This window comes from Sphingopyxis sp. MC1, assembly GCF_000371385.1.
Taxonomy (GTDB): Bacteria; Pseudomonadota; Alphaproteobacteria; order Sphingomonadales; family Sphingomonadaceae; genus Sphingopyxis; species Sphingopyxis terrae.
Genome location: NZ_AOUN01000003.1, coordinates 579,240 through 601,243 on the forward strand (window position 1 = coordinate 579,240; position 22,004 = coordinate 601,243).

At 59.8% G+C, this 22,004-nt stretch carries 17 protein-coding genes and 1 tRNA gene; 16 read left to right on the top strand and 2 right to left on the bottom strand.

Translation table 11 applies throughout. The features are described 5' to 3' along the window. The first annotated feature begins 122 nt into the window (after positions 1-122). Entirely contained in the window at positions 123-2,597 is a 2,475-nt protein-coding gene (locus EBMC1_RS06685; protein WP_040589534.1) for a MobA/MobL family protein, read from the top strand. Between the two features lie 61 nt (positions 2,598-2,658). Here EBMC1_RS06685 and EBMC1_RS18325 read toward each other — a convergent pair whose 3' ends face one another. Then, the gene (locus tag EBMC1_RS18325) at positions 2,659-2,964 is read right to left on the bottom strand and encodes a hypothetical protein (protein WP_156000999.1); all 306 of its coding nucleotides are present in this window, start codon (positions 2,962-2,964) and stop codon (positions 2,659-2,661) included. 581 nt (positions 2,965-3,545) lie between these two features. Here EBMC1_RS18325 and EBMC1_RS06690 point away from each other — a divergent pair. The 8 genes from EBMC1_RS06690 to EBMC1_RS06730 all read left to right on the top strand — a co-directional run bounded on the left by EBMC1_RS06690 (position 3,546) and on the right by EBMC1_RS06730 (position 13,749). After that, positions 3,546-3,833: a helix-turn-helix domain-containing protein gene (locus tag EBMC1_RS06690; RefSeq protein WP_003042447.1), complete on the top strand. Its 288-nt coding sequence runs from the start codon at positions 3,546-3,548 to the stop codon at positions 3,831-3,833. 109 nt (positions 3,834-3,942) lie between these two features. Next, positions 3,943-4,203 (top strand): hypothetical protein, encoded by a 261-nt coding sequence (locus EBMC1_RS06695; protein WP_003042449.1) that lies wholly within the window; start codon positions 3,943-3,945, stop codon positions 4,201-4,203. A 560-nt stretch (positions 4,204-4,763) separates the two neighbouring features. Continuing rightward, on the top strand, positions 4,764-5,918 hold the full coding sequence (locus tag EBMC1_RS06705; RefSeq protein ID WP_003042451.1) for an HlyD family secretion protein: 1,155 nt from the start codon (positions 4,764-4,766) through the stop codon (positions 5,916-5,918). Positions 5,919-5,940: 22 nt separating this feature from the next. Then, the gene (locus EBMC1_RS06710; protein WP_003042454.1) at positions 5,941-8,106 is read left to right on the top strand and encodes a peptidase domain-containing ABC transporter; all 2,166 of its coding nucleotides are present in this window, start codon (positions 5,941-5,943) and stop codon (positions 8,104-8,106) included. Then, complete coding sequence (locus EBMC1_RS06715; protein ID WP_003042456.1) at positions 8,103-10,919, top strand: M16 family metallopeptidase; 2,817 nt, start codon at positions 8,103-8,105, stop codon at positions 10,917-10,919. Before EBMC1_RS06710 ends, EBMC1_RS06715 begins: the two co-directional genes overlap by 4 nt. A gap of 246 nt (positions 10,920-11,165) precedes the next feature. After that, on the top strand, positions 11,166-12,047 hold the full coding sequence (locus EBMC1_RS06720) for a 3'-5' exonuclease (RefSeq protein ID WP_003042459.1): 882 nt from the start codon (positions 11,166-11,168) through the stop codon (positions 12,045-12,047). Between the two features lie 267 nt (positions 12,048-12,314). After that, a complete protein-coding gene (locus tag EBMC1_RS06725) occupies positions 12,315-12,779 on the top strand; it encodes a hypothetical protein (protein ID WP_003042461.1) in 465 nt (154 codons plus the stop codon). A gap of 121 nt (positions 12,780-12,900) precedes the next feature. Then, positions 12,901-13,749 carry a hypothetical protein gene (locus tag EBMC1_RS06730; protein WP_003042464.1) on the top strand — a complete coding sequence of 283 codons (849 nt, stop codon included), beginning with the start codon at positions 12,901-12,903 and terminating at the stop codon, positions 13,747-13,749. A 101-nt stretch (positions 13,750-13,850) separates the two neighbouring features. Here the strand turns inward: EBMC1_RS06730 and EBMC1_RS18330 are convergent, their stop codons facing one another. Then, a complete protein-coding gene (locus EBMC1_RS18330; RefSeq protein WP_156001005.1) occupies positions 13,851-14,117 on the bottom strand; it encodes a hypothetical protein in 267 nt (88 codons plus the stop codon). Positions 14,118-14,659: 542 nt separating this feature from the next. On the opposite strand from EBMC1_RS18330, the gene EBMC1_RS18335 reads away from it, so the two are divergent. From EBMC1_RS18335 to EBMC1_RS06760, 7 genes are all read left to right on the top strand, one after another. Continuing rightward, positions 14,660-15,361 (top strand): hypothetical protein, encoded by a 702-nt coding sequence (locus EBMC1_RS18335; RefSeq protein ID WP_156001007.1) that lies wholly within the window; start codon positions 14,660-14,662, stop codon positions 15,359-15,361. A gap of 160 nt (positions 15,362-15,521) precedes the next feature. Then, positions 15,522-16,283, top strand: coding sequence for a hypothetical protein (locus EBMC1_RS18340; RefSeq protein ID WP_156001009.1), 762 nt, complete (start codon positions 15,522-15,524; stop codon positions 16,281-16,283). A gap of 127 nt (positions 16,284-16,410) precedes the next feature. Beyond that, positions 16,411-16,884 carry a hypothetical protein gene (locus EBMC1_RS18345; protein WP_156001011.1) on the top strand — a complete coding sequence of 158 codons (474 nt, stop codon included), beginning with the start codon at positions 16,411-16,413 and terminating at the stop codon, positions 16,882-16,884. Positions 16,885-17,249: 365 nt separating this feature from the next. Continuing rightward, positions 17,250-19,058 (top strand): ATP-dependent nuclease, encoded by a 1,809-nt coding sequence (locus tag EBMC1_RS06745; RefSeq protein WP_156001013.1) that lies wholly within the window; start codon positions 17,250-17,252, stop codon positions 19,056-19,058. Then, the gene (locus EBMC1_RS06750; protein WP_003042472.1) at positions 19,055-20,818 is read left to right on the top strand and encodes a UvrD-helicase domain-containing protein; all 1,764 of its coding nucleotides are present in this window, start codon (positions 19,055-19,057) and stop codon (positions 20,816-20,818) included. The genes EBMC1_RS06745 and EBMC1_RS06750 overlap by 4 nt, the downstream gene beginning before the upstream one ends. Positions 20,819-21,099: 281 nt before the next feature. Then, entirely contained in the window at positions 21,100-21,663 is a 564-nt protein-coding gene (locus tag EBMC1_RS06755; RefSeq protein ID WP_003042476.1) for a peroxiredoxin, read from the top strand. A 141-nt stretch (positions 21,664-21,804) separates the two neighbouring features. Further along, positions 21,805-21,878, top strand: a tRNA-Gly gene (locus EBMC1_RS06760). Positions 21,879-22,004 lie beyond the last annotated feature (126 nt).

A 22,004-nucleotide genomic window follows, 5' to 3' on the forward strand; every position in this document is an offset into this window, starting at 1 on the left:
CGAAATTGAGCACAGGAAGAGAAGTAGGGGGGTGGGAGTGCGAAAGAAACGTTGACCGGGGTCAACAGGCCCATGGCTTTCGTCCCACCCCCCTCTTTCAAGTGAGCAAAATGGCGCAAAGCATGCAGTTGATCGGCGAAGATGGCGTAATGGCCCAAGCCGATGCGCGGGCCTTCGCCATGCTCATGGCGCCGAACCGCACCGCGCGCCGATTGATGGCAGCGGACCGCACGATCGCAGGCGCGATCAATCGCGTTGCCACGATGCGGCGCAGGCGCGAGGCCGGGGCCGAAAGAGCTTACGCCATCGCTGACCGAGCGTTGCAGCGCGAGCTTGCCGAAAGCATTGCACCGGGTTGGGGGCGCACGTTTCGGGTAAAGATGCAAAGCCCGCCATTCAGATCGGCATCCGACCGTAAAATCAGCAGATCGAAAATGGCGCCTTCCGCTGCTCGCCCGCTACGTCGATATCAAACCCCGCTGATCGATGCTCGCGGCCGTGTCGCGCTTTATATGAACGTCACCTACAAGGGCTTCAACTCGAAGGGTTGGCGTTCCGGCCTTGCCGCAACCCACGTTGAGTATATTTTTCGCGATGGGTCGCTCGAAGAGGGCGATGTTCAGTTGGCCCATCCGATCAGCAACATGGGTGAGAGCGTCGAAGAAATCGAAGCGGCCTGGCGCATGCTGGAGGCCGTCGAGGAAGGCTATCGGGCCAACGCCAAGGTCCAGTATCGTGTGGTGCTGAACTTGCCGCATGAACTGAGTGCCGGGCAGCGCCGTTCGTTCGTATACGAGTTCTGCGAACGAACTTTTGGTCGGCTCGGTTTGGCCTACGCTGCCGCTCTCCATGTGCCGGACGAATTGAGCGATCAGCGCAATGTTCACGCCCATATCGTGTTTTCGACCCGGCCCTGCGAACGCACCGAATCCTATCAGTGGGACGTCGCGGAGGAGAAGGTCAACGGTCTTACCGACAAGGCGGGCCTGTTCCGGCTGCGCGCACTCTGCGCGGCGCATATGAATCAAGCCTGTCGCCACGCGGGCCTAGCAACACGCTTCACGCATCTCAGCTATCAGGCGCGCGGTTTGAATGCCCAGCGCCAGGAGCGGGTGGGGCCGCAACGCATGGCGGCATTTGACCGCGGCGAAACAGTCGCGGTGATCGAAAGCAACGCTCGCATTGTGACGCTCAATGAGTTGGGCGTCGCGACCGACAGCACCGCCAAAAAACTTGTCCTAGCCGAGCGTGAAACCGCGCTGCTGGCGCGTAGCGTCGAGATCGCGGCGAGACGGCGCAATCTTGCCGCGCAGCGCGATACGCTCGCCGAACTTACGAGACGTATTCGCGCCGTCACTATTCCCTCGCGTCGCCGCCCCTTACCGGACGTCGCAATCGTCCGCGACATTGCGTCGGGCGCTGCCAGTATTCGAACGGCAATTCAGGCACGGGCCGATCATTACGTGCCAAAGGGCCGCGCCGACGTGCAGAGCATCGCGGCCACCATCAGACGGATGATGGCGCACCGGAATTTGTTGGAAGCGCGCCGCACAGGGCTGGACCAAGCGGTGGAGCAGCTTAGGGCTTTGCGGCGGCGGCTGGATCAGAAACGGCTGGCCACCGCGGCTGCTACCGCAGTTGCGGCCAACGAAGCAGGTCGCGCGGTTTTGCTCGGGGCGAAAGTTGCGCCATATCAGACTGGCAAGCTCGGACTTGAGTTGGATTTATCGCGGCTCGATGCTTCCGAGGCCGCACGTGTGCAGGCTATGGATGACAATGCCCGCCGCGCGGCGCTCTCGGAGCGCCATCGCAATGATCGTCGACGTGCTGCAGATATTGCAGCGGCAGCGGCAGCGGAGGCCCAACAGGCGCAGCACCAGCGAGCATGGATTGATTTCGTGGAGGAGCTCCGCCTGAGGCGGCGCTACATTGCGATCAAGGACGGAAAGCCGGTGTGGCGTCCCGCAATGCTTGGCCGCCATGGACTTGAACCCTCCGCAATCCTGCCGACAGAACTCGAGCGTGATATTCAGGAAATTCTGCAGCGGCAGAGTAGTGAAATCTCCCAGATTTCTCAATATTGCGCGTCGTCACCGGGCAGCATCCGCAAGGTCGGAACTAAGTGGGCGGTCACTGAAAGCGCACCGCCGCAAATTCGCGACCTTGTAAGAGCTTGGGAAGAAGAACCCATGGTCCAGGCGGCACTAGAACGTCTGGCGAATATGCCACCTCAACCCCAACTTAATCCGGTCGCCACAACCTTGCCGTCACGTGCACCATCTAATGAAATGTCTGCAGTCACACCTGATCGATCAACGACGGGCAGCGCGGGAATTCCTGGGGACGGACGTCCTTCTGCAGCTGAACGGTCCAGTAGCCCTCCAACGCCGCCGCAAAGCCTGTCGCCCTACGAACTGATGCTGGTCGCCGCGGCCGAAGCGCGTGCGAAGCACGATGCACGATGGCGCCGTTCACGGCGCCTCGATATGCCGGATACGTTGATTGCGCTGGGTTCGTCGGGCGAACGAAAGCCTGGTCCTAAAGGGCCGAGAAAGGGCCTCCGCCCATTTCCGCCTGACATAGATTTCGGGCGGTAAACAACCGGACCTCATTGACCGTGCGCTATGACCAGAGCCGCTAATTGGGGGGGGGGGGGGCTCATTCAGGAATTGCTGCTGCTCGTCCCGTGGCTCTACTCTCGGCGATTGCCTGTTCGCGGGCGTCGCAAAGTTTGATCGCCGAAATTTTGAGTCCCCAGACACCCCTATGAAGAGCTGGGCAGAAGCACTCTAGATCGTCCCCTTCCAGATACCACACAGCGATGGGGCAACTGGTGCAAGCGGCTTCTGGCTCATGGATCGCATAGCGCGGGTTATCACTCTCCCGGTCGGCCTCCAGCATTTTGAGCGTGGGACTGACGTGATCGCTCGAAAGCGGTGCGAATGATCCGCGGTCAATGGTCATTACTTGCCGTCCAACTCCTCGGTGTCCGCGTGCTTATCGGCAATCGAACTTAAAAGTCCGTTTCCCATTCTGACGGTTCACGCATGTGACCGGGATGGAAAAGCGGCCGCGACCGCGTGTTCTGCAACTGAGCGATGGCTAGGAAACAGGGCGTCGCGCCACGACGATCATCGGCTACATCCCCAGAATGTTTCGCGATTACTATTCGCAACCGATGCCGTCCCATACAACCGTTGGTGTGCAATCGAAGGATTGACCGACGGGGACGACCCCGGCGGATAGAGCAAGCCTAAATATCCTTGCGGTTCTCATCATTCGGGCCATGGCTCTTCAACGCCCCAGTCGCCCCAGAAGCAATAGTTTTGCGGCCGCCCGTCGGTCGATATCCCATGGGGCTGGACTTGTTCGACCAAGGTCGCCCCACCAGCGGCGCGGTTCGACGAAGATGTTGAGACAGGTCGACGATAGCGTGTTTCAAAGTCAACCCTCGGTGGAATCGGGCGAAGCGGCCATTATCCGACTTCCAGTCGCTGTTAATTTTCTGTTAATGATAATCGGGGTCGCTCCTCTGGGGAAAAAACATGTCAAAAATCGTCTCGCGCGACGCCTATCTGGCGCTCGCGAAAATCATAGAGGATGCTCGCCGCGATGCCGGTCTCACACAAACAGAATTGGGCGCGCGCATGGGGGTCGGGCAAAAGTTCATATCGATGATCGAAATCGGAGGACGACGAGTCGATGCTCTCGAACTGCTGGCATTTGAGCGCGCGCTTGGATTGGAGAAATTCGCGCTTTTGAAACGCGTATTGATGTGCGGGGATCGTCGAAAAGCTCAGAGCTCCACGGAAATTCGATCCAAAATGGCGTAAATATAGAGGGTAGATTAAAATGTTCTATTGACTCGGTTTGAGACTCCCTTAGCCTCCACGGCATCGTCAGGGAACTGCCTGTCGGTGCAACTGCGAAAGGGAGCAGCGCATGTCCTATGTAAATGATCAGGCACAGTTTTCGCCCGCTGGCGAAATCCAGGAATTGAGCTTCGATGAGATCGAACAGGTCGATGGCGCCAAGGCCACGGTATCGACAGTACTCGCCGTGGGGGCAGCTATCACCGGCGGCGCAGCGCTCGTACTGGCTGCTCCTGCAATTGTCGGAGTGACGGGAACCGCCGCTGCGGTATATGGTGCGACCTCTGCCGTTATGGCTCTTGGGTCGGCGCTCGCGGCCCTGAGCGAATAATTTGCGTGAAGCTGGGAGTGGCTGCGCCACTCCCAGTATAGCTTGGAGCTTGGTATGGCAAAAATAGTTGTAAAGAGTTTCTTTCGCGCACAGGAGTTTAATTCGAGATTTGAATTTAACCCCATGTCGTTTGACGCTTTATTCCTTTTTTTGATTTCCGCTTTTTCGGTTTTTGTTTATCCAATGGAACTCCCTGTAGAGAGCCCCATCTTAATAAAGGGGATTATGGTTAGCATAGGGTCTATATTTGTATTGGGCTTGATTTGCTCCATATCCGCCTTGCCGCGATCCGGAAAAAGTGAAAAGTTGAATGATGGAAATATCGTGGTCGCCAATTTCAAATATTATATATTGCTGTGCTTTGGACTCATCATTCTGTCATTTTTCATTCAAAGACTTATTTCTTAGGCTATTCGCCCCCTGATCGCCGCAAGATGCTTCGATGCACTTAATCCTCTTTGTTTCATGAATTGGTGGTTCGGGATTTTTCGTTGTTCCGTCTAGAGGTTCTATCCCAACGAGCCGAACATCTTTCGGGGGACGTTTCTATAGCGGTGCCAGTGCCGTGGCAGAGCATCGGCTATCTGCTGTTTGGCGGCGTAGCGGTTGCCGTCGCCTTCCTGTCGCTTGCGAGCTATTCGCGTGTCGAAACCGTCACCGGCACGATTACGCCCGACAAGGGCGTTGCGACGATCCTTCCAACACGCAGCGGCGTCATTTCATCCTTATCGGTCCGCGATGGACAGACGGTCGAAGCAGGCGCCGAACTCGCGTCGATCCGCGCCGAGGAAGACAGCGCGAGCGGCGTTTCGACGGCCGCGCAGATAGCGGCGGCCGTTGCCAATCAGGACGCCAGCCTTGCCGCGCAAATGACTGCCGCCAATGCCGCGTCGGACGCTCAGCTTCGCCAGCTGGCTGCGCAGCGTTCTGGCCTCACCGCCGAGATCGCCCAGCTCCAATCGCAAATCGGCCTGCAACGCGACCTGATCGAATCCGCGCAGAAGGATTATGACCGCGCCAGCAAAATCGCTGCGCGCGGTTTCATCAGTCAGCGCGACTTGCAGGTGCGCGAAGAGACATTGCTCGCCCGGCGGCAAGGCTTGTCGCAATTGACCCAATCGCTCGCGACGAAACAGTCCGCCCTAGCGGAAGCAGAACGTAGCGCGGCACAGGTGAGCGCGCAGGCGCAGGCGCAACATGCCGGCATCGCGGCAAGCCGAGCCGAGGTTGCCCAGCAAGCGGCGACCACGGCGGGATCGCGCGCCTATGTCTTGCGCGCACCTGTCGCGGGTAAGATCACGGCGCTCACCGCACGCATTGGACAGCCCGCCAGCACCCAGACTCCGCTGATGACCATTGTGCCGGCGGGGTCGGTGCTGCGCGCCGAACTGGCGGTGCCGAGTGCCGCGATCGGCTTCGTCAAGCCGGGGCAGACGGTGCGCCTGTCGGTCGATGCTTTTCCCTATCAGCGTTTCGGGACGGTGAAGGGGAAGGTGCTGACCGTCGCGACGAGTTCGATCGGCGTAGACGGTCCGGGCGGGACAACGATCCCCGTTTACCCCGTCATGGTTGCGCTCGACCGGGCGGCGGTATCCGCATTCGGCCGCGATGAACCCTTGGTGTCAGGAATGACGCTTTCCGCCCGCATCGTGACCGAGAAGCAATCGCTCCTCGAATGGCTGTTTGAGCCGTTGTTCGCCGTGCAGCGGCGATAGGCTGGGCACGGGGGCAAATATCATGCTCGATCTTGGATTCCTGACCCGCGCGCGGGTGCGCCTCGTGCGCCAGACCGAGATCGCCGAATGCGGCCTTGCATCACTGACGATGGTCGCCAATTACCACGGCCTCGACATCGACCTTGGCAGCATGCGCCGCCGCTTCGCGCCGAGCTTGCGCGGTGCAGCGCTCCGTTCGCTGATCGGGATCGCCGACAAGATCGGGCTGACGCCGCGCGCGGTTAAGCTGCCGCTTGAACAACTCGCCAACCTCCACGTCCCTTGCATCCTGCATTGGGATATGAACCATTATGTCGTGCTCGAACGGGTGAAGGGCGATCGGGCTCTGATACACAACCCCGACGGGCGTTCGAGGTGGATGCCGATGGCCGAGGTGTCCGACCACTTCACCGGCGTCGCGCTTGAGCTTCGTCCGAGCGATAACTTCGAGACCGGCAAGCAGCGCGAACGGCTCAAACTGTCGCAGCTCTGGCGGCGCATGACGGGCATGAAGCGCGCGCTCGCACAGGTGCTCGTGCTCAGCCTCGTCCTGCAAGCCTTCGTGCTCGCCTCGCCCTATTATATGCAGATCGCGATCGACAATGCGCTGCCCGCGCTCGACAACGACCTGCTGACCGTGCTCGCACTCGGCTTCGCTCTGTTCACACTGATCAACGTAGGCGCGACGCTACTGCGTTCGTTCGTGCTGCTCGTCGCGGGCACGTCGCTCGGGTTCGGGCTTGCCTCGAACATTGCGCGACGCCTGTTCCGCTTACCGATCGACTGGTTCGAGAAGCGGCACACGGGCGATATCCTCTCGCGCTTCCAGTCGATCCTTCCGATCCAGAATATGCTGACCCAAGGCGCGGTCGCCGCGATCGTCGATGGCGGGATGGCGATTCTGACGCTCGCGCTGATGGTCTGGTATAGCCCGCTGCTCGCCTTCGTCGCGCTGGTGGCCTTCGCGCTCTACGGCCTGGTCCGGTTTGTTTCCTTCGCCTTCGAACGCGAAGCGCAGGAAGCCGCGATCATCACCGGTGGCAAGGAGCAGACGACGCTGATCGAAACGCTGCGCGGGATGACGACGCTGCGCCTGTTCGGCCGCGAGACCTTGCGCCATGCCCTCTGGCAGACGCGGCTCACCGATGCCGTGAACGCCGACGTGCGCGTCGCGCGCATTGCCATCTGGCAGCAAACCGCGAATATCCTGATCTTCGGGATCGAGAATATCGTCACCATCTGGCTCGCGATCGGCTTCGTGATCGAGGGCGCGGGCTTTAGCGTCGGCATGGTCTTCGCCTATATGGCTTACAAGACCCAGTTCATTCAGAAGGCGGCGGCACTGATCGACCAAGGCATCGCCTTCAAGATGCTCGGGCTGCATCTTGAACGCCTGTCGGACATAGCCTTGTCTGACGAAGACAAGAGCTTCGGTGCCAGCGCCGACATCGAGACGCCCCTTAAGGGCCGGATCGAACTGCGGGACGTCTTTTACCGATACGCCCCGAGCGATCCGCTCGTCCTCGAAGGCGTCAATCTCACCGTCGAGCCCGGCGAGCATGTCGCGATAACCGGCCCTTCTGGCGGCGGCAAATCGACGCTCGTCAAGCTGCTGCTCGGACTTGTCGAGCCCGATAATGGCGATGTCGTCGTCGATGGCCTTCCGCTCGCGCGCTTCGGCTACAAGAGCTTCCACGGCCAGGTCGCGGCAGTTTTGCAGGAAGATAGCCTGTTCGCGGGCACGCTCGCCGACAATATCGCGCTGTTCGACGAGGCGGTCGATATGGAGCGGGTGGTCGCCTCCGCCGTTGCGGCGTCGATCCATGATGATATCGCGAAAATGCCGATGCAATATGAAACGCTGGTCGGAGATATGGGTTCGACACTTTCCGGCGGTCAGAAGCAGCGTGTGCTGCTCGCACGCGCGCTCTACCGGCAGCCCAAAATCCTCGTCATGGACGAGGGCACCGCGCATTTGGACGCGGCGCACGAGCAAGCCGTCAACGCCGCCATCGGCGCGATGGGTATTACCCGCATCATCATTGCGCACCGCAAGGAAACGATCGAGATTGCCGAGCGCATTCTCGTGATGGTCGCAGGCCAGCTTCACGAAATCCCGAGAGAGCAACTTGCCCCCCGACCCGCTTTGCCGGAGCAAAGCGACACCAGCGAAGGACCGTCCGAATGAAATATATGAGCCGCGCGACACTCGCCGCACTACTGCTGCTGAGCCAGCCTGCATTCGCTGACGAGGCTCCCCAGCGGCAGGACGATAAATGGGTCCAGGATTATACGGGTCGGCAAGCCGATCCCGCCGTCCGCTTCGGAACACTTCCGAACGGCCTGCGCTATGCGATCATGCGCAACACCACGCCGGCTGACGGTGTTGCGATGCGGATGCGGATCGGCTCGGGGTCGATCGAGGAACGCGACGAGGAACGCGGCCTTGCCCATTTCCTCGAACATATGGCGTTCCGCGGCAGCACCAATGTTCCCGACGGCGAGGTCGTGCGCATGTTGCAGCGCCTCGGACTCCAGTTCGGTCCCGACACCAATGCCGCCACGTCGCAAGAGCAAACGGTGTATATGTTCAACTTCCCCAAGGCCGACGCTGCCTCGCTCGACACGGGGCTTATGCTGTTCCGGGAGATTGGCGGACGCCTCAAGCTCGACGACACGCTCGTCGAGGCCGAAAAGGGTGTGATCCTGTCCGAAGAGCGGCTGCGCGACACGCCGCCTTATCGCGCTCTCAAGGCCAACCTCGGCAATGCGCTCGCCGGAACGCGCGCTGTCCAACGCTGGCCGATCGGCACCATCGAGACGATCAAGGCGGCGACCGGTGAGCGCTTGCGGCGCTATTACAACGCCAACTATCGTCCCGACAATGCGACGCTGATCGTCGTCGGCAACATCGACCCGGCAAAGGTCGAGACGGAGATCAAGGCGCGCTTCGCCGACTGGCGACCGGCAGGGACCGGGGACGATATCGATCTCGGCACGCCCGCCCCCAAAGGATCGGCCGCCGAGCATGTCGAAGCGGGCACGCAAGACCTTGTGACGCTGAGCTGGATCGGACCGGTTGATCGTCGGGCGTTTACCGAAGCGGTCGAGCGCGAGCGCTTCATCCAGCTTGTCGGATTGACGGTGCTCAACAATCGCCTCGCCGACCGGGCTGCCAAGCCCGGAAGCCCGTTCGTCGCGGGACAGGCGGCGCAGGTTCCCGCTCTCGTCGGCACGGCATCGCTCACCCAGATTGCGATCGTCGGCGCGCCGGACAAGTGGCGCGAGGCGGTCGATGCCGTCGCCGAGGAGCAACGCCGGCTCGTCGAGACAGGGATCGGTGCGGCCGAACTCGAACGTGCGAAGACGGTGCTTGGCACCTATTTCGAGACGCTGGCGTCGCAGGCGGCGACGCGCGAAAATGCCAAACTCGCCGATACGCTGCTCCAGACCGTGAACGAAAGCGCCCTGTTCACCAGCCCGGCGCAAGACCTGGTGCTCGTCAGGGATGTCCTTTCCAAGCTGACGGCCGACGAAGCGACCACCGCGCTGCGCGCTGCCTTCGTGGGCAAAGGACCGATATTGTTCCGGTCCGCGCAAACAGGACCGGCTACCGTCCCGGTCCTGAGCGCTGGTCTTGCCCAGGCCTATGCCCGCCCGCTTGCGGCGCAGGCGCAACAGGCCGCGATCGTCTGGCCCTATACGGATTTCGGCAAAGCCGGCACGGTCTTGTCGCGGAGCGAGGATGAACAGCTTGGCACGACGCTCGTGACCTTCGCCAACGGCGCGCGCCTCCTCGTCAAGCGCACCCCGTTCGAGGAAGGCAAGATCAGAGTTGCTGCCTGGTTCGGCGCCGGCCGCAAAGGCGCGCCCGCTGAACTCGCGCGCGCCCTTTGGGCGGTCGATCTTTTCTCGGTCGGCGGGACCGGCAAGCTCTCCACCGGCGATGTCACCCAATGGGCGCAGACGAGCGGCAAGTCGATCGCCATCGCTGCCACTGCTGATCGCGGCGGCTTTGCGCTGACCGGCACCACCCGTCCTGCCGATTTCGAGAGTCAGATGGAACTTCTCGCCGCCTTCGCCAGCGATCCGGGGTTCCGGCCCGAGCTTGGCGAGAAGATAGCCGCGGTCGCACCAATGGTTGCGGGACAGGTCGAGGCCAATGCCGGTGCCATGTTCAACCTCGAAGTCGATCGCGTCACGACCGGGGGCGATACGCGCTTCGCCTCGCTGCCTGCCCCGGCGGACCTTTCAGCCACCAAGGCCGACGATGTGGTGACGCTGCTGCGCCCCGCGCTCGCCGGTCCGGCCGACGTGACGATCGTCGGGGACATCAGCGTTGATGACGCAATTGCAGCGACCGCGAAGACCTTTGGCGCGCTCAAAGTGGAGAATCGTCCGGCAAGCACCGATGTGCACATTGCACCACTTGCCGCGCGCAACACCCCTTATGTCGTGACCCACAGCGGCCGCGCCGATCAGGCCTTCTATGGCGTCTATTGGCCGATGCCCGATTATCAGGCCGACCCCGCGCTCAGCTACACCGCCGATGTCGCGTCGGCCATCCTCCAGTCGCGTCTCGTCGATACAGTGCGCGAGAAGATCGGGATTACATATTCGCCGCAGGTCTCGTCGCTCGCTTCGCTGCAATTGCCGGGACAAGGCTATATCGGCGCGGCCATCGAGACGCCCGAGGCGAACTTTACCGCTTTCCGCGCGATTCTCGATCAGGAACTTGCCGCTATGGCTGCCAAGCCGGTGAGCGACGACGAATTCGAGCGCGCGCTTCAGCCCTTGATCGAAAGCGCGACGAAGCGGCTCGAAAACAATGAATATTGGATCGGCCGTCTTCCGCTTATTCTCCGCAATCCCGCGTTGAAGCAGTCGGTGACGGATGAAGTTTCTGGCTTGCAAGCGGTGTCGGCTGCCAAGGTTCAGGATATGATCCGCCGCTTCGTCACAGTCAAAAAGCCGCTCGTTGTAATCTCCAAGGCAAAATGACGAATTGCTCCGCTGCGTTCGATGGACGAACGCAGCGGAGCAATGACCCGGAGCGCCAGCCCCGCTGCCTTCGGATGATCGGCGCAGCGTGCTATCTGCTCTGAACTGAAGCCTTGTATCGCCTTATGGCGGATCACGCATGTGACCGGGATGGAAAAGCTGCCGCGACCGCGTCTCCTGCAGCCGGGTGAAGAGGGGAGGAAAAGCCTCGCCTCCGCTCGGCGGGTAGCAAACAGGAGAAAATCCATGACCATCGATAACGACGCCGCCTCGTTCGAGGCGGCGCTGCGGCTCTGCGCGTCGTGCGCGGATGTCTGCATCCTTCGGCGCGTGCGGCCGATTGCCGAACTTGTGAACGACGGACCGCCGATTGGACGGACGCGGCGCATTGCGATCGTCGATACCGAAACGACCTCGGTCGATGTCCAGACCGCCGAGGTCATCGAAATCGCTGCTGCCGTGGTGCTGGTCGACGACGCCGGTGAAATCCGCGCCATCGAGACAGCGCTTCGCGGCCTCCGCGATCCCGGCATTCCGATCCCGGCCCAGGTGCAGCGGCTGACCGGCATATCTGACGACAACGTGGCGGGACGGGCGCTGAATGTGCCGCGCTGGGAAGCACTGCTCGGCGGGTCTGACCTGATTGTCGCGCACAACGCGGCCTATGATGCTCCCATTGTTGAACGCCTGTTGCCCGGGATCAAGGGGCATGCCTGGGCCTGTTCGATGCGCGAAATCGATTGGGCGGCGCATGGGTTCGATGGCGCAAAACTCGGTCACCTCCTCATGCAGATCGGTCACTTCAGCACCGGGCACCGGGCGGACGCCGATGTGATCAGTCTCGCGCATCTGCTGACCTATCGTCCGGACGGCGCGCGCCCGCTGATCGCGGAGCTGCTTGCGCGGGCAGCGCAGCCGTCGCTGCGGATCGAGGCAACGGGCGCGCCGTTCGACAAGCGCCATCTCCTCAAGGCGCACGGCTATCGCTGGGACGCGCGCGAGAAGGTATGGTGGCGCGAGATCGCCGAAGCTGCGCATGAGACCGAGGTTCTATGGCTTTCGCGCGATGCGGAACTCCGCGCAACGCCGCGCGTGACCCAACTCAGCTGGCACACTCGTTATCGGTAAGGGGACGGCCTCGCTGCTCAGGTCGCGCGAGCAGCGAGGCCAGCGGGCGTTCAAATCCACAACGCTCGCATGAACAGGAGGTCGCAACCTCGCCGTTCCCACAGCCGCTTAGCCTCCAATTTTCAAAATCCGGTAAATCAACAGCCTGCGGCCATTGCTGGCGCCTGCAGGCGCAAGCCTCCGCCGATGCGGCGGGATTGAGCACCGTGAGAGAGCGGAAAAAGGCTCCGGCCAAAGCGGCCGTCACCCAAGAGTAAGGAATACAGCATGAACGACACCATGATGCAGGCGCTGCAGCAGGAGAAACACGCCTGGGCTCTGCGCCACGAAATGGGCTTCCCGGCGGACCACAAGCTAACGCCGTCAATCGAATTCGGCACCGGCGGCGCGATCGACGGGTGCATCGTGCGTGAACTGGTTCTCCGCGCGATGGAGTGTGACCAGGACATTATTTATGCTGGTTCGGCACATGTCGGCATGTCCGGGCCGCGTGAATATCTGGCAGTTATGCGCAACCAGCATTTGATCCACATCTTTCGATGCCGACCCTGGTCGGGCGACAGCAATGCGCCGGTCATCCTCGTGTCGGAATGCGGGAAAGTCACGATCCGGCTCGGCAGTGATGGCGCGTTCGAGTGTCTGGCGGGAGCGCCCTCCGACATCGCGGTCGGACATTGTCGAGCCTTGGCTCGCATCGAACACGTCGCCGCCGAGACGCGCTCTCGGATCTAGACGCACACGTCCCAGCCGCGCGCCAGCGACAAATAATCGGGGCCGGTGCCGGCACCCAACATTCTCAACCCACTTAACATCGCGGCAGGCCGAGCCTGCCGCGCATTCCAAGGAAATTTCTATGAAATACGAACCCCGTATCGGCGTTGAACGCCGACCGCGCAGCTATATCGTGCTCGACGTCGAGTCCGCCGTCATCGATGAAAGCGGTCATCGCCGTTACCAGGCCACAGAGCGATATAGCCCCGGCAACGACAACAACCAGCCCGCGCGCCGCGGCTATACCCGCAGCGAAGATCCGCTGACTTGCCCGCGCTGGGTGTTCCAGACCATCGTCACCGCGTCTGTCATGGTGCTGACCGAGCATGCCGACGGTAATCTGGACATCGCGCAGTTCGTTACCTTGAGCCAGCCGGACCATGACGAGCGCGCAATCGTGGCCGGCCTGTTCCAGTTGCTGCAGACCTGGCCAGACGCCGAGCTCGTGACGTGGGCGGGGATGGTGCACGACATTCCGCTGATCATGATGGCGGCCTACAAGCATGGCCTGACCCTTCCCCGCAGCTGGCGCTGGCTGTCGTTCGGCGGCAACGATCCTGCTCGCCACCTGGACTTCGCTCGCATCGTGACCGGGGGGTTCAAGATGAAGCCGATCCATCTGGCCGAGGTGTTGGCAGCGCTCGATATCCCGGCCAAGATGACGGCGCCGGCGTTTGCAGTCACGGGACTCATTTATGCGGGCGCGTGGGACTCCGTGCAGGAAGCCTGTGAATGCGATACCATTGGCGTTTCGTTGCTACTCGCACGCTGGCGGCGGTGCCATGATGGTCGCGCCGATATCAATGTCGCGACGGATCGCCTCCTTCGCCGGATAATCGAATTGCGCGAGGGGCGTGGCTATGTCGCAGAACTGCAAGCGCGGCGACGACGGTTTCTGTGGGAATCGGTCCGCCGGGTTTTGGCGGCCTAGGTCAAAGCACCTTCGAGACGGTCACGCTCAGATCTCATGAACCTAAAGGCTTCTCCTGCGGTTGAGGTATTCAGGCTTGGGGGGGTGGCTCTTCGGAGCGCTCAGCATCGCGCCATCGAAGGCCGCAAGTTGCTCCCCAAGCACTGAATCGTCGCCGAGCCATTATCGGCAAGAGAAGGAAATGCGGCACTCAGGTCGCCGAAAAATCTCTGCGTCTTGTAAAGCTGAATGTAGTCCTTCGTGTATTTATTGCTACTACTAAGCCGGCCATAGGTCGCTCTAGGCGGCGCGATGTCGGTCACGGCTGCTGCCGGCGCTGCTTGTTCGCCGCTCGATTTGGCCGAACCATTCGCCTCTTTCTTTGCCACTTGCGTCTCCCTTAAACGTGTTCCGGATCATCGAGGGACGACGTCGAGAGCGGCCCCCTTAGCCCTTTGGGTAACCGCTTTGCGGCGGCTGTCAACGACGGCGCGTAGAACCTGCGCAAATGATCGACATGTAAATTGCAGCCATTTTGGAGTTATTATCGTCAACCTTATTTACTGTTCTCGCCGGTGTTTTTGGAAAAGGCGCAGAAATGCGACGTTGCAGCGCGGTTAATATTCTGTTCGCTCCGATCTCCGGACCAATGCATAATGAAAATCAGCAAGAAATTGCGGTTGCATGATTGGCGGGTTGTGGCATCAACCGTATGTCGGGGTAGGGAATCTCGGCTGATTCCACATGCTTATCGTCAGGCTAAGTCTGGCGATTGTTAGCGTGTGCCTGAGGGGCGGGGGCGGTGCGATGCAAGTAATTCTGCGGGTCCTGTTGTGAAGAGCAAGGCCGCCACGTCCGCCTTGGTAGCAGTGCCGCCAGCGGCGCCTAAACTTGTTTGGAAAAGCGGCGATGATCGCAAAGGATTGACGGTATGAGGCGGCGCGACCTGATAGGGGCGATGGCCGCATGCGGCTTGCTTGCGGCTTGCGGCAGTGAGCCCGGATCATCCGGGGCGGCAGGAAAAGGCACTAATACGCTACGTTACAAGATGACGGTTGAGGTGGACACCCCTCATGGCATCAAGAGCGGATACGCAATCCGCGAACTAACAAGGCGGAGGCCTTCTGACTCCCTAGGAATTGGTCAAGATCGTGGGTCAACGAAATTGCGTGGTGATGCCGTGGTCGTTCGCCTTCCCGATAATAGGGAAGTATTCGCATTGTTAACTGGTGTGTCTGGAGATGTGAACTACTCAACACAAATTATCTACTGGTCTGAATTGTGGGGAAAGCCGGAAGGGGCTTCGTTGGAGCTTTACCCAGCGATACCGAGGATGGACAGTTTAGACAGCGGAAATGCGCTGCCCATGCTGGTCCGCTTCGCAGTCCAGAACGATTCGCGAACGGTTGAGCAATTGAGACCCGAGGAGTTTGAAAGAGTATTTGGTGCTGGGGTGAAGATAAGGAGAATTTCGGCCAGCATAACTGCCGATCCAGTCACCAATTTCCTGGAGAATCACCTAGAAGGTCTGGGCATTAATAAGAACGAGAGTCTTGACGGGGATTTTCGACCTACGACCAGACCAACTTTGGCTCAGAAGCTTGGGTATAACGATTTTACTAGGGAGCAATAGAGATGAATAGGGATCTGTTTATCACTATTCTCTCTATGGACTCATATAATCGAGGCTATGGACAATCTATCAGAGAGGATAAGCTTCGGGGTAGTCGGGTCGGGGAGGAAATTGGTCACGTTGCAGCTGCTAACTGTCGCGTGGCTGGAGGATTTGGTGCATGATTTCCCGCCGAGGCTTCGCCTGCTCGATAGCGTTGATTTTGCCGCTTCTGGGAATGTCTGCCTGTGACCAGCCAATCGACGCTGGCCAGTTTGCATCATTTTATGAACCTTATCGTTTTCGTCTTGTCATCAACGTGGAAACGCCGGACGGTCCTAGGGTTGGCAGTGGAGTCATCGAAGTAAGATGGTCGGATTCCAGCTTCAAGGTAATCGGAGAAGCTGTACCCATTGATTTGCCGAACGGAGAGACATTGTTCGTTCTGCTCCAATCGCGAGGCGACGTCGATTGGGCAAGCAAGTCGGTGACTTGGATTCCGGAGGATTTGCGTAAGTCGTGGGCCATGCCCAAATCCGAAGGCGGTCCACCTGCAAGCGAACGCGGTAAATTCTTCTGGCACAATGTGGCCGCCTTCCGTGGCACAGTTCCAGTCCCGAGAACGAGGAAGTTGCCGTCATCAGTTGTAGAAAACTATCCTCTGATTGTGCGTTTTGCGGACGCAAACGATCCTTCGACAATAGCAGAAGTTGACCCAGATAAATTTTCTAAAAGTCTTGGTTCTGGATACAGTCTTGTGAGTATAATTGCGACGTTTACGGATGCTCCAGTTTCTACAGGGATTCGCAAACGCCTTCCATGGATTGATGATTATGATCGTCGAGACGCTCGTCTGAATGGAAGTACGAGCGTAGCGATTGCGACTAACGACTTGGCCGACAATCTTGGTGCTGGCGCGTTTAGTGTAGGAACTCCCCAATGAACCGCAAAGTTTTTCTGTCGATATTGGCGATGGATGCCTATGCGCAGATATTCCATATCGTATGACGAGTATCCATTCAACATCTTGTGAATTCGTCATTGTTTGCCCCCAACGATAATTGCCTCAGGTGACTTATGCGCCTCAACCTCCCGGCGACTTTGTGCTGCATCATGTGCCGGCCGATGGAGGGTATTCTGAAAAGCAATCCGACATTAACGTCGCCCTGTCTGTCATCTGCGACGGAGAGGATGACGTTTACGATGGCGCATTCTTGCTTTCGGCGGATTCCGATCAAGTGGCGACAGCAAAATTCTTCAAAGCTCGCTTGGAAGAAAAGGGCAAAAGGCTTTTTGCAGCGATCCCACCCGGTCAGACCTATCCGCCTGACTACAAAGGGCTTGGCGTCCCGCGTCGAAACATCTCGCTTCCAATGATCGAACGATGTGTAATGGGCGCACAGGTCGAAGGTGCTAATGGACTTATCAATCGCCCGCCGGAATACGACCCTCCGGCCGATTGGGTTCATCCAGATGATCGCCCGAAAGGGAAGCCGCCTAAAATCCCGGCTGGGACCAAGTGGCGCACCGTCGCCAAGGGCTAAATTCAAACTAATACAACTACCGTAGCGACGGCGCACTGGCGCAAGCTTGAGGAGCGCGTGGGCACGGGTGTGGGCAATCCCTTTCCGCTGGTTCTTGTTAGTCTTCCCTACGATATGGTCTCTTTTGGGGGCGGGCAGGAGCTTCTCGCCGAAGCCGCGATGCTCGAGCAGACACACCCTGAGACGGCGGATGGCCTGAACGGCTGGCGGTTGACCGCACCGCACCCGGTCGGGGTTGGGAAGGTTTGCGAATGGCGCGCAGTTGAGTTGTGGCGACTTTGGTGAACGTGCTTGTCTTGCTGCCGCTCCTAATTCATTCACATAGCATCGGGGCGTCACGTCGCCGTCGAGCGGTCGGGGTGAGGATGATGCGGGTAGCGCGGATCGTAATTCAGAATTTTCGCACCTTCGCGTCGCTTGACGTGAATGTCGCTGATGATCTGTGCTGCATCATCGGCGAGAACAACACCGGCAAGACTGCTATCCTGCGCGCGATCCAGATTTGTCTCGACAATATGTTGCCGTCGAGTTTCCGGTCATTGCTGCGCGAGGACATCCACTCCGCGATCGATATCGCCGAGCCGAGCCAAGTTCTGATCGGCATTGAGCTGACTGGGTTTGAGGGCAGGGTGAACGAGGAGGCACTGGTCAGCACCTGGAAGACGGCCGCGGATCGTGCGCGCATATTCTACCGCTTCCGCCCGCGCCCGGCTGTCCGGGAGCAGCTTGCGAGTGGTGACGTCATACCCGGCACTTTGACCCTTGAGGACTATCAATGGGAAATCCGCGGCGGCGGTGATCCTGCGATCGACCTCACCGAGATTGCCTGGAATGACGAGGGGATCGGCGAGTCCGTGCGCTTTGCTGACCTGCAATCCTACCTACTCGTCCAACTCCCCGCGCTCCGCGATGTCGAGAATGATCTACGCAATCCACGCCAGTCACCGCTTATCCGCTTGATCGAGGCGTTCGAGATCGATGCGGCTGAGCAGGATGCCCTGATTGCCATGCTTGACCAGGCCAATCATGCAATCGCGAACTCGCCGACGATCGCCGAGATAGCAGGAGCAATCGACACGCGCTTCAAAGATGTCTCCGGCCCCGCGTTCGAGATGGACGCCACGCTCGGTCTATCCGCCGCGACCTTCCGCGCGATTATTCGCAACCTGAAAATCATCTTGTCGGACTTGTCGCTTACGTCGTTCGAACCCGGCCGAAACGGTCTTGGCATGAACAATATCCTCTACATCGCGATCCTGATGGAATATCTCCAGCGGCGGATCGCACTCAACCGATCGGCCGGCCAACTGATCCTGATCGAGGAACCCGAAGCGCATCTCCATCCTCAGTTGCAATTCTCGCTGATCGCGGCGTTGCGCGCGATCGGCGTGCAGACAATCCTGACCAGTCACAGCACGCAGGTGACCTCACAAGTACCGCTGAGCAGCATCATATCCCTCACCAAGCGAAATGACGCGACCATTGCTGCTGGCAATCTTGCGCTTAATGCGGCGCTGAGCGCGCCAGAGATTGCCGATCTCGAACGCTATCTTGACGCAACAAAGAGCGCATTGCTCTACGCCCGCAAGGTCATGCTGGTTGAAGGACCAGCCGAGATGTTCCTGATCCCGGCACTGATCGAGCAGGTGCACGACGTGAAGCTCGAGCGGCTCGGCATTTCGGTTATCGCAATTCATGGCGTCCATTTCGGCGTCTATGCCAAGCTGTTCCGCGCTGGCTCCCTTGAAAAAAAATGCGCCATCGTGGCCGATGCTGATATGAAGCCTTCCGACGCAGAAGACTTCGATCCGGAAACCGACGCGCCCGACCTCGTGGCGCTGCAAGGCGATTTTGTGTCCACATTCGCGGGCGCTACGACTTTTGAACGCGAGTTGGTATCGGTCGGGCGTCTGCCGATGCTGATTGAGACCGTTCGTGCTCTCGGCGCGCCGCAAATCCTCGCGCAAATGGAGAATGGGCTTGAAAGGCTTGCGCTCGGGGGAATGGGCATCGCTGACGAAACGGCACTGCGCGTTGAACTGGGCCGTATTACGCTCAACACCGCCAAGCGTTTTGGCAAGGCCCGTTTCGCGCAGATAGCATCGCGCTACGCTAATCTTGCGACCGATCTGCCGCCTTACATTGAGCAGGCCTATGAGTGGCTCATCGAATGATCGGGCTGACACCCGAACAGCGCGAGGCGGTCGAACATGACGGCAATCTGTTGCTCACGGCTTGCCCGGGCAGCGGCAAGACGCGCGTCATTCTCGCTAAGCTGCTGGCGCTGGCCGATCAGGTGGTGGGCACATCCCAGTTCATCGGCTGCATCACCTATACTAATGCGGCGGTCGACGAGATCGAGGCCCGGTTGCGCACCTATGGCAACAATGTGATCGCAGACCGCTGTGAAATTTCGACGATTCACGCATTCTGCCTGCAATTCATCCTGCGTCCCTATAGCTGGCTCATTCCCGAAGTGCCGACATCGTTTCAAGTGCTGTCCCGCGAGAACAGCTTGTTCGAACAGATCGTAACGGCGGTCGAGGATGCGTTCGGCCGCATGCCAGCCGGACAGGTGTTCGAGGATTATGAATCGCTTCGCATTGACGTGAACGGCGAACCCTGCGGTTCGGGTATAGAGACGGGCATCGTCACTGCCGAATCCGCCGCTCTCTATTGGGAGTGGGTCCGCGCGCACGGATACCTCGATTTCGCGATGATCCTCTACTATTCATGGAAGATTATCGAACAGCATCCGTTCGTCGGACGCGGTATCGCGAGTCGTTTTGCTTGGCTGCTGATCGACGAATTCCAGGACACCACCGACATCCAAATCGCCATCTTCGGTGCTCTCCGAAATTTTCTCCACACCCGTTTCTTTCTTGTTGGTGACCAGAACCAGTCGATCATGCGCTTCGCCGGCGCTCGTCCCGAACTCGCAGAACAGTTCGGCGATCAGATCGACGCGCACCGAGATACATCGCTGACCGGCAACTTCAGATGCGGGACGGCGATAGTCAGCGCTGCATCAACACTCATTCCGACCGTTCCGGGTATGCAGTCGGCGGGCGATGCAGCCCAGCTCGAAGCGCAAGTAAACTATGTCCATGTCGCCCGGCCGATCGACGCCATCACAGATTATTTCCTGCCCGCCCTCCAGGATGCCGGCATCCCGCTCGGCAAGGCCGCGATCCTTGCGCCATGGTGGACGCATCTCATCCCCGTCGCTCGTGTTCTCCGCGAATTCAACGTTCCGGTCTTCGGTCCAGGTGCGCGCCCGTATAAGCGTCGGCGTCTGCTTGCCGGACTTGCCGAGCAACTTGGAGCCTGCGCCGAGGCGGGCAATTACCTCGGGGTTCCTGGGGTCGAGCGGGCACTGTTCCGGCTCATCGGTGATCTCACCGGGAACTCGCGCTACGATATGTTCAGCTATCAAGGGCGTCGCGTGGCGCTTGGCATGATCTATCTTGCTCGTGAGCTTGCCGACCAGCATCTGGGCGGTGTCCCTTGGCTGCGCGCCCTCGCCCGCGAGGCTGGTGACTATCTCGAGCACGAGGAATGGTTGCCGGCCAGCGCCAAACAGCCGCTGATCGATTCCGCCGAGGAAATGCTGTCCGATATGCAGGCCAGCAAGGTCGATCTTGCAAACCTGCTGATCTCCGATATGGGGCTGTTCGCCAATCCCGAGCATGCGCTCAAGCTGATCACGCTGCACAATTCCAAGGGGCGCGAATTTGACGGGGTCGCTCTGATCTGCATGAACTATGGCAGCATCCCGCATTTCTCGACATCAACGCAGGAGGCGTATGACGAGGCGCGACGGCTATTCTATGTTGGCTTGACCCGCGCCAAACGCATCCTTGTCATCGCATCCGATCAGTCTCACTGGAAGAACACACCAACCCCGTTTATCTCGGAGGCAGGCCTTGGATGAGCGCCTGCCCTGAGCCGAGCGGTCCCCGCGCCGGAAGGTCCATGCGAGTGTGGTCTAAATTTGACCGACAGGTAACAACAAAGCGCTTGTGGGCGTTGGCCAAGCAGCCCTCATAACGCTCTTGCAAGCAGAATTTCCCAACGATCTGAGTGCCCATCGCTTTGACGTCGGGTGCGCCAGCTTTCTCCAAGACCATGACCTCGACGAGCGTTTGCGTCGGCGCGCTGGACGCCCGCGCATTTTTTGGTCATGCTTGGCGACATCGGCCAAATGGGAGAGCGATGATGAAATTCCGGGGCATGACGGCAATCGCGCTGGGTGTCGGGCTGCTCTTGGCTGCCGCGCCTCTGCAGGGCTTCGCGGCGCTCAAGCCCGGCGTGAAGGCGCCCGATTTCACGCTGGATGCGGCACAGGGCGGGAAGCCCTTCAGCCTGTCGCTGAAGCAGGCGTTGAAGCAGGGTCCGGTCGTCCTCTATTTCTTTCCCGCGGCTTTCACGCCCGGCTGCACGATCGAGGCGCATCTTTTTGCCGAATCGACCGACGATTTCAAAAAGTTGGGCGCGCGCGTCATCGGCGTCACCGCGGGCAATATCGACCGCGTCGCCGAATTTTCGCGGTCGGAATGCCGCGACAAATTTGCCGTGGCGGCCGATCCGGGCGCGAAGGTCGCCGCCAAATATGACACGACGATGCGCACGGCGGACAACCGGATTCTCTCCGAACGCACATCCTATGTGATCGCGCCGAACGGGACGATCCTGCTCAGCTACACCGACAGCAAGCCGCAGGCGCATATCGAGAAGACGATGGCGGCGGTGCGGGCATGGAAGGCGCGGAAGCGCTGATCGCCGCCGCGTGCTCGCGCGATCCGCAAGAGATATGTTGACGACAGCGCGGTCATCGTGGCACTCGGACGCCGCATCGCGAGGGCAACTGCAAAACGCGTTTTAAAACAGCGCGGCAGGCAGGGGCCAAGTCGTTGAAATGCGGGTGTAGCTCAATGGTAGAGCAGAAGCTTCCCAAGCTTACGACGAGGGTTCGATTCCCTTCACCCGCTCCAGCCCCGCCGTAAGAGGCTCGGCGCAGGCCTCCCGCTTCCGACATTTAGGATATTCTTGTGACGGCAAAGCGCACCATTCCGTTCATTGTGGCGACCATCTTCATTGACGTGCTCCCCTGAAATGTG